Origin of the sequence: Streptomyces sp. NPDC085931 (genome assembly GCF_044540565.1) — a bacterium.
Taxonomy (GTDB): Bacteria; Actinomycetota; Actinomycetes; order Streptomycetales; family Streptomycetaceae; genus Streptomyces.
In genome coordinates this window covers 124,825-139,332 of sequence record NZ_JBITSK010000004.1, presented here as the reverse complement: position 1 = coordinate 139,332, position 14,508 = coordinate 124,825, and the positions used below count along the sequence as shown (strand labels likewise).

At 72.3% G+C, this 14,508-nt stretch carries 10 protein-coding genes; all 10 read left to right on the top strand.

Annotated features, from left to right (window positions below):
• The first annotated feature begins 57 nt into the window (after nucleotides 1-57).
• The 10 genes from ACIGAN_RS09355 (at nucleotide 58) to ACIGAN_RS09310 (ending at nucleotide 14,480) form a co-directional block, all read left to right on the top strand.
• On the top strand, nucleotides 58-678 hold the full coding sequence (locus ACIGAN_RS09355; protein ID WP_365739525.1) for a GNAT family protein: 621 nt from the start codon (nucleotides 58-60) through the stop codon (nucleotides 676-678).
• A gap of 279 nt (nucleotides 679-957) precedes the next feature.
• Complete coding sequence (locus ACIGAN_RS09350; protein ID WP_365739527.1) at nucleotides 958-1,974, top strand: 3-oxoacyl-ACP synthase III family protein; 1,017 nt, start codon at nucleotides 958-960, stop codon at nucleotides 1,972-1,974.
• 5 nt (nucleotides 1,975-1,979) lie between these two features.
• A complete protein-coding gene (locus ACIGAN_RS09345) occupies nucleotides 1,980-2,213 on the top strand; it encodes a hypothetical protein (protein ID WP_365095686.1) in 234 nt (77 codons plus the stop codon).
• An 8-nt stretch (nucleotides 2,214-2,221) separates the two neighbouring features.
• A complete protein-coding gene (locus ACIGAN_RS09340; protein WP_365095683.1) occupies nucleotides 2,222-2,848 on the top strand; it encodes a GNAT family N-acetyltransferase in 627 nt (208 codons plus the stop codon).
• Nucleotides 2,845-3,603 (top strand): SDR family NAD(P)-dependent oxidoreductase, encoded by a 759-nt coding sequence (locus ACIGAN_RS09335; protein WP_365095681.1) that lies wholly within the window; start codon nucleotides 2,845-2,847, stop codon nucleotides 3,601-3,603. The genes ACIGAN_RS09340 and ACIGAN_RS09335 overlap by 4 nt, the downstream gene beginning before the upstream one ends.
• The gene (locus ACIGAN_RS09330; RefSeq protein WP_365095679.1) at nucleotides 3,600-4,511 is read left to right on the top strand and encodes an ACP S-malonyltransferase; all 912 of its coding nucleotides are present in this window, start codon (nucleotides 3,600-3,602) and stop codon (nucleotides 4,509-4,511) included. Before ACIGAN_RS09335 ends, ACIGAN_RS09330 begins: the two co-directional genes overlap by 4 nt.
• Entirely contained in the window at nucleotides 4,501-5,397 is an 897-nt protein-coding gene (locus ACIGAN_RS09325; RefSeq protein ID WP_365739531.1) for a hypothetical protein, read from the top strand. The genes ACIGAN_RS09330 and ACIGAN_RS09325 overlap by 11 nt, the downstream gene beginning before the upstream one ends.
• A 13-nt stretch (nucleotides 5,398-5,410) precedes the next feature.
• Nucleotides 5,411-6,559, top strand: coding sequence for a glycine amidinotransferase (locus ACIGAN_RS09320; RefSeq protein ID WP_365095673.1), 1,149 nt, complete (start codon nucleotides 5,411-5,413; stop codon nucleotides 6,557-6,559).
• Entirely contained in the window at nucleotides 6,559-13,755 is a 7,197-nt protein-coding gene (locus tag ACIGAN_RS09315) for an amino acid adenylation domain-containing protein (RefSeq protein ID WP_399856386.1), read from the top strand. Before ACIGAN_RS09320 ends, ACIGAN_RS09315 begins: the two co-directional genes overlap by 1 nt.
• Nucleotides 13,752-14,480: a thioesterase II family protein gene (locus ACIGAN_RS09310; RefSeq protein WP_399856384.1), complete on the top strand. Its 729-nt coding sequence runs from the start codon at nucleotides 13,752-13,754 to the stop codon at nucleotides 14,478-14,480. Before ACIGAN_RS09315 ends, ACIGAN_RS09310 begins: the two co-directional genes overlap by 4 nt.
• Nucleotides 14,481-14,508: the final 28 nt, after the last annotated feature.

The window sequence follows — 14,508 nt, the reverse complement described above, 5'->3', positions numbered from 1 at the left end:
TGTTCCAGAGCCGCAGGGACGCCGAAAAAAAGAAGCGGCTGAAGGAATCGGGGGAGAATGGACGGCAGGGCGAGCACGTCGATGGAATTCGTTCCGGTCGTCACCGGGGACGAAGAAGCATTGCTTGACGAAGTGCTCGCCGTTCCTTTCTCCTATGTCTCGACGGAGGGGCCGGTCTGGCGTACGGCGGCCATGCGCCGGCGGATCATCGAGGACGAGCGGAAGTCCCACCTCCTGGTCCGCCGGGACGCACAACTCATAGGCGCCGTAAGCTGGTCGGCAGGCCAGACTCCGGGGTACTTCCGCCTGGTCCTCACCTCGTGCTCCGATGAGGCCTGGACACCGGAGGCAACGGACCGGGCCCTTCGCGCGGCGCTTTCCATGCTGCTGCGGGCCGCAGAGGTGAAGCGGGTCGAACTGCTCGTCGCCACCTACAACGAGGCTCTGCTCGAATATCTCACCCAGCATTCCGGCTTCATTGTGGAAGGAATGCTCAGGGACCGCTTCTTCATCGACGGCGAGTTCTGGGCCGGGATCATCTGCAGAGCCGATGTCACACAATTCGTCGAGCGAGGGGAACGGCTGACGGAAAGCCGTGCGCAACTCCTCTCCTCCCTGCGCAAGAAGACGCTGGAAGATCTCACGGCCGCCCACGACGACGCGTCGTGGAGCGCCTGACCCGATCTCGCGTCCACCCCAGACCATCGCCCTTCTGGGTGGTGCATCCCATAGGAACCGAAACCCGGAAAGGGGGAAATGTCATGGATCTCACCAACGTGATCGACCTGCAGGGCACCGAGATCGTCGCCGACGGCGTCGAGCTGCCCGCCAGCGGCGCGAGCGAGGGCTGCTGACGCCCGGACGTGTGGGCCGGCCGCTGCGTGCAACACCGCGCAGCGGTCGGCCCGCCGTCCTCACCGAACCGTCCCCGACCCGTCCGACCCTGGAGGAGGCCGCGTGCCCAGATGGCAACTCACCCCGACCAGTCCGCTCAGCGTCGGCATCGCCCTGCCGGACCGGGTCGTCACGAACGAAGAGCTCTGCGAGACGCTGAACACCTCGCCCGGCTGGATCGAGCGGAAGACCGGCATCCGGGAGCGGCGCTACCTCTCCGACGGCGAGACCATCACCGACCTGGCCGAGGCCAGCGCGCGCAAGGCGGTCCGGCAGGCCGGCCTGAGCATGCGGGACATCGACGTCCTGGTCGTCACCTGCAGCAGCCCGGAGTGGGTGATGCCCTCCCTCGGAGTCCTGCTCGCCGACCGCCTCGGCATCGAGACCCCGCGCATCGTCGACATCACGCAGCACGCCTGCGCGTCCGTCGTCTACGCCGTCTACACCGCGTCCTGCCTGCTCCAGGAACCGGATGTGCACAACGCCCTCGTCGTGTGCGCCGAGGGACCGTCGCGCGCCACCGACCCGACGGACCGCGTGGTCCGCGTGTTCTTCGGGGACGCGGCCGGCGCCACCGTGCTGACCAAGACGCCCGGATCCGACGGCCTCCTCGCCTACGACCTGGGCAACTCGCCCTCCCCGCAGGTCGCCCTGGCCGGCACCGCGCTGCTGAACCGGCAGGATCCCGCGGACGAGTCGGCGGTCACGCCCTACCTCACCATGGACGGTCCCACCGTGTGGCAGGAGGCCACCACCAGGGTCCCCAAGTCGCTCGCGGCGGTGCTCGACGCGGCCGGCGTCGAGATCGAGGACGTCGCGGGGTTCGCCCTGCACCAGGCCAATCTGCGGCTCATCGAGCACATCGCCGGCTCCGTCGGAGTGGACATGGCCAAGGTCGCCGTCACGGTCGACACCCTCGGCAACACGGGTGGCGCGTCACCGCTGACCGCGCTGTGGCGCCTCGCCGGGAACGGCCGGGCCGCGGCGGGCGACGTCATCGCGGTGGGGGCCATCGGAGCCGGATTCATGTGGGGCTCGCTCTGCTTCCGGCTGCCTTACGACATACGAGTGGAAGCGTGAGAATCATGGACGAACTCCGCAAGATATTCCTCACCCTCTTCGGTGAGCGCTCGGGCGGCGAGGCCCCGGGGGACGACACCGTGGTCTTCGGCCGCGACAGCGCGTACGGCCTGGAGTCGATGGACACCCTCCGGTTCGCCTCCGCTCTGCTGCCGGTCTTCGGCGACAAGGTCTACGACCTCAAGGTCGAGGACGTGAGCTCGCTGCGCAGCGTCCACGACCAGCTGAACGCCGCCTAGGAGCACGCGTGAAGGGGCTCCTGTGCGAACTGGTGCCGTTCTCGCCGGACTCCCTGGAGACCGTGGCGAAGTGGCTGACCGCCACCGAGTGCGAGACCCTGCTGCGGGGCACCTCCAGTCATCTGGTGCGCCGTTCCCAGTACCAAGGGCTGGAGGGCGAAGGCCGCCGTGGCGCCCTGATCACCGACCGGCAGGGCACGCTCGTCGGGGTGGCCCACTTCTGGCGGCTGGGCGAGGGCGTCTACGAAGTCGGCGGCGCCACGGGCGACGAGCGGCTGTGGCGCACGGGCATCGGCATCGAGGCGGCCATGCTCCTGGTCGACTACCTCTTCGAGGTGCTGAACTGCCGCCGCGTCGAGTTCACCACCGGACTTCACAACGACAGCACCCTCCACCTGGCGCTCACGGACGGGCTGTCCCTGGAGGCGGTCTGCGAGGACTACTTCCAGACGCCCGACGGGACGCTTCCCGCGGTCAAGTCCTCCCTGACCCGCGAGGAGTACCGCCGTCCCTATCCGCACTACCAGCCGCGCGTGGGACGACGGGTCGACAGGGACCGCGTACAGGCGCTCGCCGACGGCCTGTTGCGGCACGCGCCGGCCGATCCCGGACCTTTCGAGGGGGAACAACCATGAGTGCAGAACAGGCGAAGGAGTACCGCAACGTCGTCGTGATCGGCGGTACGAGCGGCCTCGGCCAGGAGGTGGCGCGGCAGTTCGCGCCGCTGGCGCAGAAGGTCTTCATCACGTACCACGGCCGGCAGGACGAGGCGGAGAAGGCGGCGGCGGGCGTGCAGGAGGCCGGCGGCACCGCGGAGATACGGCAGCTGTCCCTGCCCACGCCGGACGTCGGCGGCGCCCGGATCCGCGCCCTGCTCCTCGAAGCCGGCCCCTGCGACGTCGTGGTGAACTGCGCCGTCACGAACGAGGCCGCCGTGGCCACCATCTCCAACGCCGAGGCGTTCAAGTCCGTCATCGACGCCAACGTCTTCGGCACGTACCAGATCAACGCGATCAGCGCCCAGACCCTGGCCGCCACGGGCGGCGGCAGCGTCGTCAACGTCTCCTCGATCCTCACCCGGCGCTACATCACCGGAGCGATCGGCTACATCACCAGCAAGGCCGCCATCGAGATGATGACCCGCGGCTTCGCCCGCGAATGGGGACGGCTCGGCGTGCGCTTCACCACGGTCTCCCCGGGGCCGATCCGCGACACCAAGCTGCTGAACTCCGTGCCCCGCGAGGTGGTCGAGGAGGTCATGGGCCCCGACTTCGAGGAGCGGCTGATGCCGCCGGAGAAGGTCGCCGCGGTCATCCGCCGGATCACCGGCCCCGACTTCGCCGCCGTGAACGGCGAGGTCGTCATCGTCGACGAGGGGGCCTCGCTGTGACCGCCACCGGTGTGTACGTCTTCCCCTCGCAGGTCTACCTGGACGCCGACGTGCGGCAGCGCTGCCTGGACTCCAAGCCCATGCAACTCGCGCTCGACCTGGCCAGCGACACCCTGTCGATCGACTTCCGGGGCGTGCTGCGCGACGGTGACGAGGACCAGCTCAACGATCCCCGGTTCCGCCGCCCGCTCATCAACCTGATGGGCGTCGTCGGCTACCGGCAGGACGTGCGCCGCCGCGAGGTGGAGCCGGTCTGCGTGACCGGGATGAGCCTCGGTTTCATCAGCGCCGCCGCCGCCGTCGGCTGGGTGTCGCTGGAGGACATGGTGCGCATGTCGCACACCATGGCGGCCATCGAGATCGACGTGTTCGAAGGCACCGACTACGTCAGCGTCTTCTTCTACAACGGCGATCACGAAGCCGTCTTCCGGGAACTGCGCGCCCACGGCGTCGACCAGCTGCTGCACCTGTCCGGGTACGTCTCCAGCAACCAGTTCCTGGCCGCCTGCCGCACCTCGGACCTGGACGCCATGAAGCCGGCCCTGATGAAGGCGGGCGCGCTGTACAAGCCGATCCCGTTCAGCTACCCCGGGCACTGCGACCTGATGGACGGGGTCCGCAAGACGTTCGCGGACGAGTGGCGCTTCACCGACCCGTGCCGCAACCTCGACATCCCGCTGATCAGCCACGACGCGAGGCCCTACACGAGCGGTGCGGCGATCACCCGGCTGGCCGTCGAGCAGTACACCACCATCCTCGACTGGCGCGGCATCCTGCGCTACATCGAGGGCCTGGGGCTGGACACCCACATCGTGCTCGAACCGTCCACCTTCGTCGTGAAGTCGATGCAGCTGGACCCGGACTGCGGCATCGAACCGGAGACCGGCGGTGTCGCCCGTGCCGAATGACCGCGCGCTCATCTTCCCCGGCCTGGTGCCGCTCACCCGGGACGAGCTGACCGCCGTCCTGGACGAGGACGACGCCCTGCTCGAACTGGCCGGTGCCGTCTGCGGGTTCGACCCCGCCCACCTCGACGTGACGCACGGCCACGCCGGTCTGTCCTCGACCGTGCACGAGGCCCTCCTCGCCGTGGCGCTGCTGCGGCGCACCTCGGCCGAGGAGCCCCGCTGGACCGCCTTCGGAGGCATGAGCGCCGGCTGCATCCCCAGCCTGCTCGCCGCCGGAGTGATCACCGAGGAGACCTGCTTCCGTCTGATCCGGGACATCAACAACACCCAGATCGCCCGGAAGGAAGCACGCCCCAACGGCATCACCCTCGCGCTGCTGCCCTCGTCGGAGGGGGACGCGGAACGGCTCCTGGAGGTGCTGGCGACCGCGGACGACGCGCCGTGGCTCTCGGTCGACCTGGGAGGCGGACTGATCGCCCTCAGCTTCCGCGGCAGCGAGACCGAAGCCCTCACCCGCCGCCTCGGCACGCTGGGCACCGCCGTGCTCGACCGCATCGACCGGGCCGAGCACTGCCCGTGGGCCCTGCCGGAGAGGGACGAGTTCCAGTCCCTGCTCGCCGACGCCGACTTCCGGCCGGCCACGGCCGCCGTCGTCTCGCCGCTCACCGGCGAACGGGTGGACGACACCCCCGAGGCCTACCGGCACATGCTCACCGAGCAGTGGTTCGACACGGCAAGCCTGCCGCGGCTCGTCGACGGACTGTGCGCCGTGGACCCCGTAGCCGCCGTGGACCTCGTCGGTCCGGCGAGATCGGTCTATGTCTCCCGCGTCCGGGCGCTGACGGCGGGCAGGGCCGACCACCGACTTCTGACCATCGCAGGATGAGAAGGAACCCCCAATGACCAACAGCAGCGGAACCATGCCCGTGGTGAACGCGTGGAACGAGTGGGACACCCTCCAGGAGGTCGTGGTCGGCTCCGCCACCGGAGCGTGCTTCGAACCCACGGAACCCGGCAACCGCCCGGCGGTCCGCGGCCTGGCCGACGTGCCCTTCCCCACCGGCCCCAAGTCCGACGAGGCCGTGGCGCGGGCCAACGAGCAGCTCGACGGCCTGGCGGCACTGCTCGCCGCGCACGGCGTGACGGTCCGGCGCCCGGCGCCGTACGACTTCTCCCAGCCCCTGCGCACCCCCGGCTTCGAGGTCGAGAACCAGTACTGCGCGGTGTGCCCGCGGGACGTGATGATCACGCTCGGCAACGAGATCGTCGAGGCGACCATGTCGCGCCGGGCCCGCTACTTCGAGTACGAGCCCTACCGCAAGCTGGTGTACGAGTACTGGGAGTCGGACCAGCGGGTCGCCTGGACCGTGGCGCCCAAGCCCACGATGGCCGACTCCATGTACCGCCAGGACTTCTGGGAGTGGCCGATCGAGGAACGCCACGCCCGCATGCACGAGTCCGAGTTCTGCGTGACGCAGGACGAGGTCGTCTTCGACGCCGCCGACATGAGCCGCCTCGGACGCGACATCCTCGTCCAGGAGTCCATGACCACCAACCGGGCCGGCATCCGCTGGCTGCAGCGGACGCTGGAGCCCAAGGGCTTCCGGGTGCACCCCGTGCACTTCCCGCTCGACTACTTCCCGTCCCACATCGACTGCACCTTCGTCCCGCTGCGCCCCGGGCTCGTCCTGACCAACCCCGACCGGCCCATCCGCGAGGCGGAGCGGCGGATGTTCACCGACGACGGCTGGCAGCTGGTGGACGCGCCGGAGCCGGTGCTCACCAACGACGACATGCCGCTGTACTGCCAGTCCTCCAAGTGGCTCTCCATGAACGTCCTCAGCATCTCCCCGGAGAAGGTGATCTGCGAGGAGCAGGAGAAGCCGCTGCAGGACCTGCTGTACTCGTTCGGCTTCGAGGTGTTCACCGTCCCCTTCCGCGACGTCTTCGAGTACGGCGGCTCCCTGCACTGCGCCACCTGGGACATCCGCCGGGACGGCACCCGCCAGGACTACTTCCCCTCCCTGTCGTCCCGCTCGGCGGCCTGATGCCGAACCACGCCTGGGAACACCCGTCGGGCACCGTCCACGAACTGGTCCGGCGGCACAGCGACGGCCCGGGGGCCGGCACCGCCGCGATGGTGCACGGCACCCGGCAGGTGAGCTACGGCGAACTGGACGCCATGACACTGCGGGTGGCCGGCGCCCTGCGGCGGGCGGGCGTGCGGCGGGGCGACTTCGTCGGCATCAGGCTGGCACGGTCGCCCCAGGCCGTGGCGGCCATGCTCGGCGTCCTGCGCGCGGGCGCCGCCTACGTGCCGATCGACCTCGCCGACCCCGTGGAACGGGTCCGGCACGTGACCGGCACGGCCGCCGTGGCCCTGGTGATCACCGACGGCGAGCCGCTGCCCGGCGGTCTTCCCGTGCCGGTGCTCCCGCTGGACGAGGAGTGCCGGCCGGCCGGCGACGCCCCGCCGGGGAGCGCCGCGCCTGAGGACCCCGCGCTCACCGGCGAGGACATCGCCTACGCCCTCTTCACCTCCGGCTCGACCGGGGCCCCCAAGGGCGCCCTGATGACGCACGGCGCCCTGGTGAACCTGCTGAGCTGGCACGACCGGGCACGGCCGGGCAGCTGCCGCATGCGCACCGCCCAGGTGTGCGCGCTCAGCTTCGACTTCTCGTTCCACGAGATCTTCTCCACCCTCGGCTTCGGCGGCACCCTGGTGTTCGCGGACGACGAGGTGCGGCGCAATCCGTTCGCGCTGGCGGCCCACCTGAGCGGGCAGCGCGTCGAGCGGCTGTTCCTCCCGGTCCCCCTGCTCGAACAGGTCGCCCAGGCCGTCGCCGAGGAGGGGGGCGAACTCCCCCCGCTGCGCGAGGTCGTCACCACCGGCCAGCAGCTGCGGACGACCCCGCACATCCGGGACCTGTTCCGCCGCACCGGAGCCCGGCTGCACAACCACTACGGCGCGACGGAGTTCCAGGACGCCACCGCCCACACCCTCGACGGCGACCCCGCCACCTGGCCCGCCGTCGTCCCCATCGGCCGCCCGATCGACGGCGTGCGGGTCCGGATCCTCGACGAGGACCTCGCCGAGGTGCCCGCGGGCGACGAGGGCGAACTCTGCGTCCTGGGCGCCGGTGTGTCCCCGGGCTACGTGGGCCGCCCCGACCTGACCGCGCTCAGGTTCCTGGACGACCCGGCCGGCGGCGGCAGGCTCTACCGCACCGGTGACCTGGCGCGGGTCGGGCAGGACGGCGTGATCGAGCTGCGCGGCCGGATCGACACCCAGACCAAGGTGAACGGGGTGCGCGTCGAGGTGGAGGAGATCGAGACCCTCCTCCTGGAGCACCCCGGGGTGCAGGACGCGGCGGTGCTCGCCCACGAGATCGACGGCCACACCCGGCTCGTCGCCCATGTCGTGCCCGCCCCGGCGCTGGACCCCGGCGCGGCCCCCCGCCTGCTCGACGCCTTCCTGAGGCCGAAGCTCCCGCGGCTGATGCTGCCCGAGGCGTACCGTCTGCTGCCGCGGATGCCGTTGACCGCGAGCGGCAAGACGGACCGGGCCCGGCTGGAGCCCCCCGAGACCTTCGAACGGCTCGCCGCGCAGGAGGCCGTCACCCCCCGCAGCGGCACCGAGCAGGTGCTGGTGGAGGTGTGGCGCGAGGTGCTGCGGCTGACGGAGATCTCCGTCGACGACCGGTTCCTCGACCTCGGCGGCAGCTCCCTGCTCCTGGTCCGGGTACGGCGCGAGCTGGTGCGCCGGCTCGGTCACGACGTACCGATGGCCGACCTGTTCCGGTACCCGACGATCCGGGCGTACGCCGCCCACCTCGACCGGTCCGGCCGGGACGGCGGCGACGGGGCGGGCGGGCAGCGGCGGGCCGGGGCGCGGCGCGACGGCGCGGACGGCTCGCAGGACATCGCCATCGTCGGCATGGCGGGCCGCTTCCCCGGGGCACCGGACGTGGAGACGTTCTGGCAGAACCTGCTGCGCGGGGTCGAATCCGCCGGCCCGCTGCCCGGCGGCGGCGCGGGACAGCGGGACGACACCATCGCCGGGCATCCGGACTTCGTCCCGGCCGGCGCGGTCCTGCCCGGCATCGACCTGTTCGACGCCGAGTTCTTCCAGCTGAGCCGCAAGGAGGCGGAGCTGCTCGACCCGCAGCAGCGGCTGTTCCTGGAATGCGCCTGGGAGGCGATGGAGACCGCCGGATATCCGCCCGGCGGCGCGGCGGCGGGCCGGGTCGGTGTCTTCGCGGGGGCGGGCATGAGCACCTACCTCCTGAACAACCTCGCGCCGCGGTTCGGCTACGGGCGGGGCAAGGCGCTCACCGAGTCCGATCTGGAGCAGTTCCAGCTGAAGCTCGGCAACGACGGCAACTACCTCGCCACCCGGGTGTCGTACGCCCTGAACCTGCGCGGCCCGAGCGTGGGCGTGCAGTCGGCCTGCTCGACCTCCCTGGTGGCGGTGCACCTGGCCTGCCGCAGCCTGCTCGACGACGACAGCGACATGGCGCTGGCCGGCGGCGTGCACGTCGTCGTGCCCCAGGACGCCGGGTACCTCCACGAAGAGGGCATGATCATGTCCGCCGACGGCCGCACCCGCGCCTTCGACGCCGACGCCACCGGCACGCTGTTCGGCAACGGCTGCGGCATCGTCGTCCTCAAGCGGCTGGCCCGGGCCCTCGACGACGGCGACCGGGTGATCGCCGTCATCAAGGGCTCGGCCGTCAACAACGACGGCAGCGAGAAGTTCAGCTTCACCGCCCCCAGCGTCGAAGGGCAGGCCGAGGTGGTGCGCACCGCGCTCGCACGGGCCGGCGTCACCCCCTCGGACGTCGGCTACATCGAGGCCCACGGCACGGGTACGGCCCTGGGCGACCCCATCGAACTCGCCGCGCTCGGCGGGGTGTTCGGGGACGGCGCGGACGGCGCGACCACGTCCGTCGGCTCGGTCAAGACCAACATCGGGCACCTGGACGAAGCCGCCGGTGTGGCCGGACTCATCAAGGCCGCCCTGTGCGTGCACCACGGCATGCTCGTGCCCAGCCTGCACTACCGCGAGCCCAACCCCGAGATCGACTTCGCCCGTTCCCCGTTCCGGGTGAGCACCGAGACCACCGCCTGGGACACCGGCGGGGCCCCGCGCACGGCGGGAGTCACCTCGCTCGGGGTGGGCGGCACCAACGCGCACGTCGTCGTCCAGCAGGCACCGGACACCGAGCCCGGCCCGGACCGCGGCACCGCCCGGCCGAGGGCGCGGCTGCTGGTGGTGAGCGCACGCGGCGAACAGGCGCTCGCGGAGCTGGCCCACCGCTACGCCGGCCACCTGGACACGGTCCCCGCGGAGTACTCCTTCGCGGACGCCGCCCACACGGCGGCCGTCGGCCGCCGGCACTTCCCCTACCGCCGTGCCGTGGTCGCCGGATCCCCCGCCGAGGCCGCGGCACGGCTCAGGGAGGCGCCCGGCGGGGCGACGGCTCCGCCGGGCCGCCTCGCCTTCCTCTTCCCCGGCCAGGGCCCCCAGTACGCGGGCATGGGACGGGAGCTGTACGACCGGGAGCCGGTGTTCCGGGCCGCCCTGGACCGGTGCGACGAGTTGCTGCGGGACCGGCTCGAACGGCCCCTGCTGTCGGTCGTGTTCGCACAGGACGAGCCCTCGGCGATCGGTGAGACGCGCTACGCCCAGCCCGCCCTGTTCGCCTTCGAGTACGCGCTGGCGCAGCTGTGGCTGTCCTGGGGGGTCCGGCCCGACGTGCTGCTCGGGCACAGCCACGGCGAATACGCCGCGGCCTGCCTCGCCGGCGTGTTCTCCCTGGAGGACGCCCTGACCCTGGTGCACGCACGCGGGCGGCTGATGCAGGCCCTGCCGGAGTCCGGCGCCATGGTCGCCGTCGCCGCGGGCGAGGCCACCGTCGCCGGGCTGCTGGGCCCCCACAGCTCCGTCGCCGTCGTCAACGGCCCCCGCTCCACCGTGATCTCCGGCCGGGCCGACGAGATCGCCGACGCCTGCGCCGCGCTGGCCGGCCTGGGGGTGCGCCACCGCCGGCTGGACATCTCCATCGCCTCCCACTCACCGCTGATGCGGCCGATGCTGGCGGAGTTCGAGGCGGTCGCCCGCTCCGTGCGCTACCACGAGCCGCGGATCGAGATCGTCTCCACCGTCACCGGCGCACCCATCGGCGGGGAGATCGCCGGCCATCGGTACTGGGTCGGCCAGATCACCGAGCCGGTGCGCTTCCACGACGCGGCGACGGCCCTGCGAGCGGCCGGCGTGCGCAGGCTGCTGGAGATCTCTCCCAAGCCGACCCTGCTCCAGCTCGTCGAGGACCTCTTCGACGAGGGGACGGCCGTCCTGATCCCCAGCCTGCGGGCCGGCGGCGGTCACGACCAGCTGCTCGGCGCCCTCGGCGCCCTGTACGAGGCGGGTGTGGACCCGGACTGGAACGCGGTGTTCGGCGGCCACGACCTGCGCCGCGTCCCCCTGCCCACGTACGCCTGGCAGCGCCGGCGCCACTGGGTCGACGCGCCCGGGCCGGGCGGCGGCCCGGCGCAGGACGCCGGGCCGGACACCGCGGCCTTCCTCGGTTCCCGGCTCGACCTCGCGGGCAGCGGCGAGGTGCGGTTCACCTCCACGGTCGGGGTGCCCACCCTGTCGTGGCTCCGCGACCACCGCGTGTTCGGGTCCGTCGTCCTGCCCGGCGTCGCCTACCAGGAACTCGCCTGCGCCGCGGCGGGCGACGTCTTCGGGCCGGTGCCCGCCCGGGTGCGCGACTTCCACATTCACCGGGCCATGGTGTTCCCCGACGACAGCACCCTGCGGCGCATGCAGATCGTCCTGGCGCCCGACGAGGACGGCACCTACTCCTTCGAGGTCCACTCCAGCCCCCTGCCGGCCGGCCCCGCGGCCGGGCCGGCGCGGGCCGACTGGACGCTGCACGCCTCGGGACAGCTCACGCCCGCGGGCCCGGACGCCACGGCGCCCCTGTCGCCGCCCGGCACCCTGGACGCGCTGCGGAAGTCCTTCGCGGACCATCCGCTGCCGCCCGAGGAGATCTACCAGCGGGAAAGGGAGCGGGAGATCGACCTCGGCCCGCTGTTCCAGGTGACCGACGGGCTCTGGCACCGCGACTTTGAGGCGCTGTCCCACATCGTCCTCGGTCCGGTGACGCGCCCCGAGTCGGCCCGTCACCGGGTCCATCCGGTGCTGCTGGAGGCGTGCTTCCTCGCCCTGACCGTCACCTACCCCGAGAAGCTGGGCCGGCGGACCTACGTGCCGCTCGGCGTGGACCGCATCCGGATCGAGGGCCGTGCCGCCGGGGACGAGGCGTGGTGCCACGCCCGGCTGCGGCCCACCGACCAGGAGGACCCGGAGACCCTGCGCGCCGACGTCGACCTGTGGGCCCCGGACGGAACGCTGCTGCTCGCCCTGGAAGGGGTGCTGCTCAAGCGCGCGGCCCGCGAGACGATGATCCCGGCGGCGCGCGAGGCCTGGCGGGACTGGCTGTACGAGACCCGCTGGACCCCCACCGGCCTGCCCGCCCCGGCACCGGCCGCGGGGCGCTGGCTCGTGGTGTCGGACGGCCCGCCGGGCGCCGCGCTCGGCGACTTCGCCCGTCTGCACGGGGTGCACTGCGACGTCGTCGCCGACCACACGGCGTGGACCGCGGACAGCGGCGGCACGGAAGCCGGGGACGCCGGGGACGCCGGGGACGCCGGGGACTACGACCTGGTCGTCCTGTGCCCGTCGGCCGCGGCGTCCGGGGACGCCGCGGCGGACGGCCTGGCCGAGGGCACCGCGCTGCTGCGCCTCGTGCAGCGGGCGGTCGCACGGGCCGACGGCGCACCGCGGCTGTGCCTGGTCACGCGGGGTGCCCGCCCCGTCGGCGGCCGGGGGGTCAGCGCACCCGCCGGGGCCGCGGCCTGGGGCGTGGGCAGGGTGGTCGCGGCCGAACACCCCGAGGTGCGCCTCCTCCTGGTCGATCTCGACCCCGGCACCCCGCCGGACGGCGCCGCCGCCCTGCTGTTCGCCGAACTCGCCCGGCTGTGCGCGTCGCAGGAGCAGCCGGAGCACTACCGCGTCGGCTACGACGGCCACCGCAGGCACGTCGAGGCACTGGCCCGCGCCACCACCGGGCCGGAAGGCGACCCCGTCCTCCGTCCCGATGCCGCCTACCTGATCACCGGCGGTCTGGGCGGGCTGGGTCTGGCGGCGGCCCGGATGCTGACCGAGGCCGGCGCCCGCCATCTCCTCCTCCTGGGCCGCACACCGCCGTCCGGGACGGCCCTGCGGGAGGTCGAGGCGCTGCGCGCCGCGGGCTGCGCCGTCCGCGTGCTCACGGCGGACGTCGCCGACCGGGAGCAGCTGGCCCGGGCCCTGGCACCGTCCGCCGACGACCCGGACCGGCCGCCGCTGGCGGGTGTGCTGCACCTGGCCGGTGCGCTCGACGACGGCGTGCTGCTGCTGCAGTCGCCGGAGCGGTTCCGGCGCGTCATGGCCCCCAAGGCCCAGGGCGCCTGGCACCTGCACACCCTCACCCTCGGCCTGGAGCTGGACTTCTTCGTCCTGTTCTCCTCGGTCTCGGGACTGCTGGGCACACCGGGACAGGTGACGTACGCCGCGGCCAACGCCTTCCTCGACGGACTCGCCTCCTACCGCCGCGGACAGGGACTGCCCGCCGTGTCCGTCCAGTGGGGCTCCTGGGCGGACACCGGGATGAGCGCCCGGGCCGGGGTGAACGCGAAACTGGAGGCCAGGGGAGAGGGTGTCGTCCCGGTCGCGGACGGTCTCGCCGCCCTGGGGCGACTGCTCACCGCGCGGCCCGAGGGAGCGGCCCTGGCCGTACTGCCCGCGGACTGGCAGCGCTTCGCGGACCGTGACACCCCCGCGCTGCGGGGTCTGCTGGCCGCCATGCCCGGTGCCGGGCGGCGGCAGGCGCCCGGCGGCGGCCTGCGCGGGACGCTGGACGCGGCGTCCGGCAGCGCGCGCAGGGAACTGCTGCTGTCCCACGTCCGGGAGCAGGTGGGCCGAGTGCTCGGCGAGCGCGCCGAGCGGGCGGCGGACGGCCAGGACGTCTTCGCCCGGGGGCTGGACTCGCTGACGGCGATCGAACTCAGACGGAACCTGCAGCGCACCCTGGAGTGCCGGCTGGGCCAGTCGGCCCTGTACGACCACCCGACGGTCGAGGCGCTGGCCGACCACCTGGGACACCTCATGGCAGACGGGAGCGGGGCGCGATGACGAAACTGGTGTGCCTGCATCACGCCGGGGGGAACGCCTCGGTCTTCCGCCCGTGGCAGTCCTACGCCCCGCCCGGCATCGACGTCGTCCCGGTCGCCCTTCCGGCACCCGGGACCGGGGGAGACGGAACGCCCCGGGAAATCGACGCACTCGTGCCCGTCCTCGCGAAAACGGTGCGAAAAGAGGTGGGCGACGATGATTTCGTCCTCTTCGGGAAGAGCATGGGCGGGCTCCTGGCCTATCTGCTCACCCGTCATTTCGACGAGTGCGGCGACCCGGCGCCGAAGGCCTTGGCCGTCGCCAGTTTCGGGGCACCGCACGTGCCGTGGCGGAATTTCACCGAAGGCTTCCAGGACGAGCGGGAGCTCGTGCGATATCTGCACCGCATCGGCAGTATTCCGGACTGGGCCGTCGAGCACCCCGAATGGGTCGCGCCCTACCTCGGCCGGCTCCGGGAGGACGCCCGGATGTGTGCCGAGTACCGCTTCCGGCCGCAGGACGGCCCGCTGACCATGCCGGTCCGGGTCTTCGTCGGTGACCTGGACCCGCTCGTCCCCGTCGAGGCCGCGCACAGCTGGTCGGAACTCGGAAGCGATGTCGAGGTCCGGATCCTGTCCGGCGGCCATTTCCTGGTCTCCACGGACATCGGTCTGCTCCGACAGTCGGTTTTCGGCCTGGCCGTCGGAAGTCGGCCACCCGCTTGTGGTGTCGAACACGCCATGTGACGTACGGTGGAACCGAGTTGAGATTTTG

Excerpts from the sequence above, each read along its gene's own strand:
- ACIGAN_RS09355 (WP_365739525.1), top strand. The coding sequence starts at position 58 with ATGGACGGCAGGGCGAGCACGTCGATGGAATTCGTTCCGGTCGTCACC.
- ACIGAN_RS09345 (WP_365095686.1), top strand. The coding sequence starts at position 1,980 with ATGGACGAACTCCGCAAGATATTCCTCACCCTCTTCGGTGAGCGCTCG.
- ACIGAN_RS09335 (WP_365095681.1), top strand. The coding sequence starts at position 2,845 with ATGAGTGCAGAACAGGCGAAGGAGTACCGCAACGTCGTCGTGATCGGC.
- ACIGAN_RS09320 (WP_365095673.1), top strand. The coding sequence starts at position 5,411 with ATGACCAACAGCAGCGGAACCATGCCCGTGGTGAACGCGTGGAACGAG.
- ACIGAN_RS09315 (WP_399856386.1), top strand. The coding sequence starts at position 6,559 with ATGCCGAACCACGCCTGGGAACACCCGTCGGGCACCGTCCACGAACTG.
- ACIGAN_RS09310 (WP_399856384.1), top strand. The coding sequence starts at position 13,752 with ATGACGAAACTGGTGTGCCTGCATCACGCCGGGGGGAACGCCTCGGTC.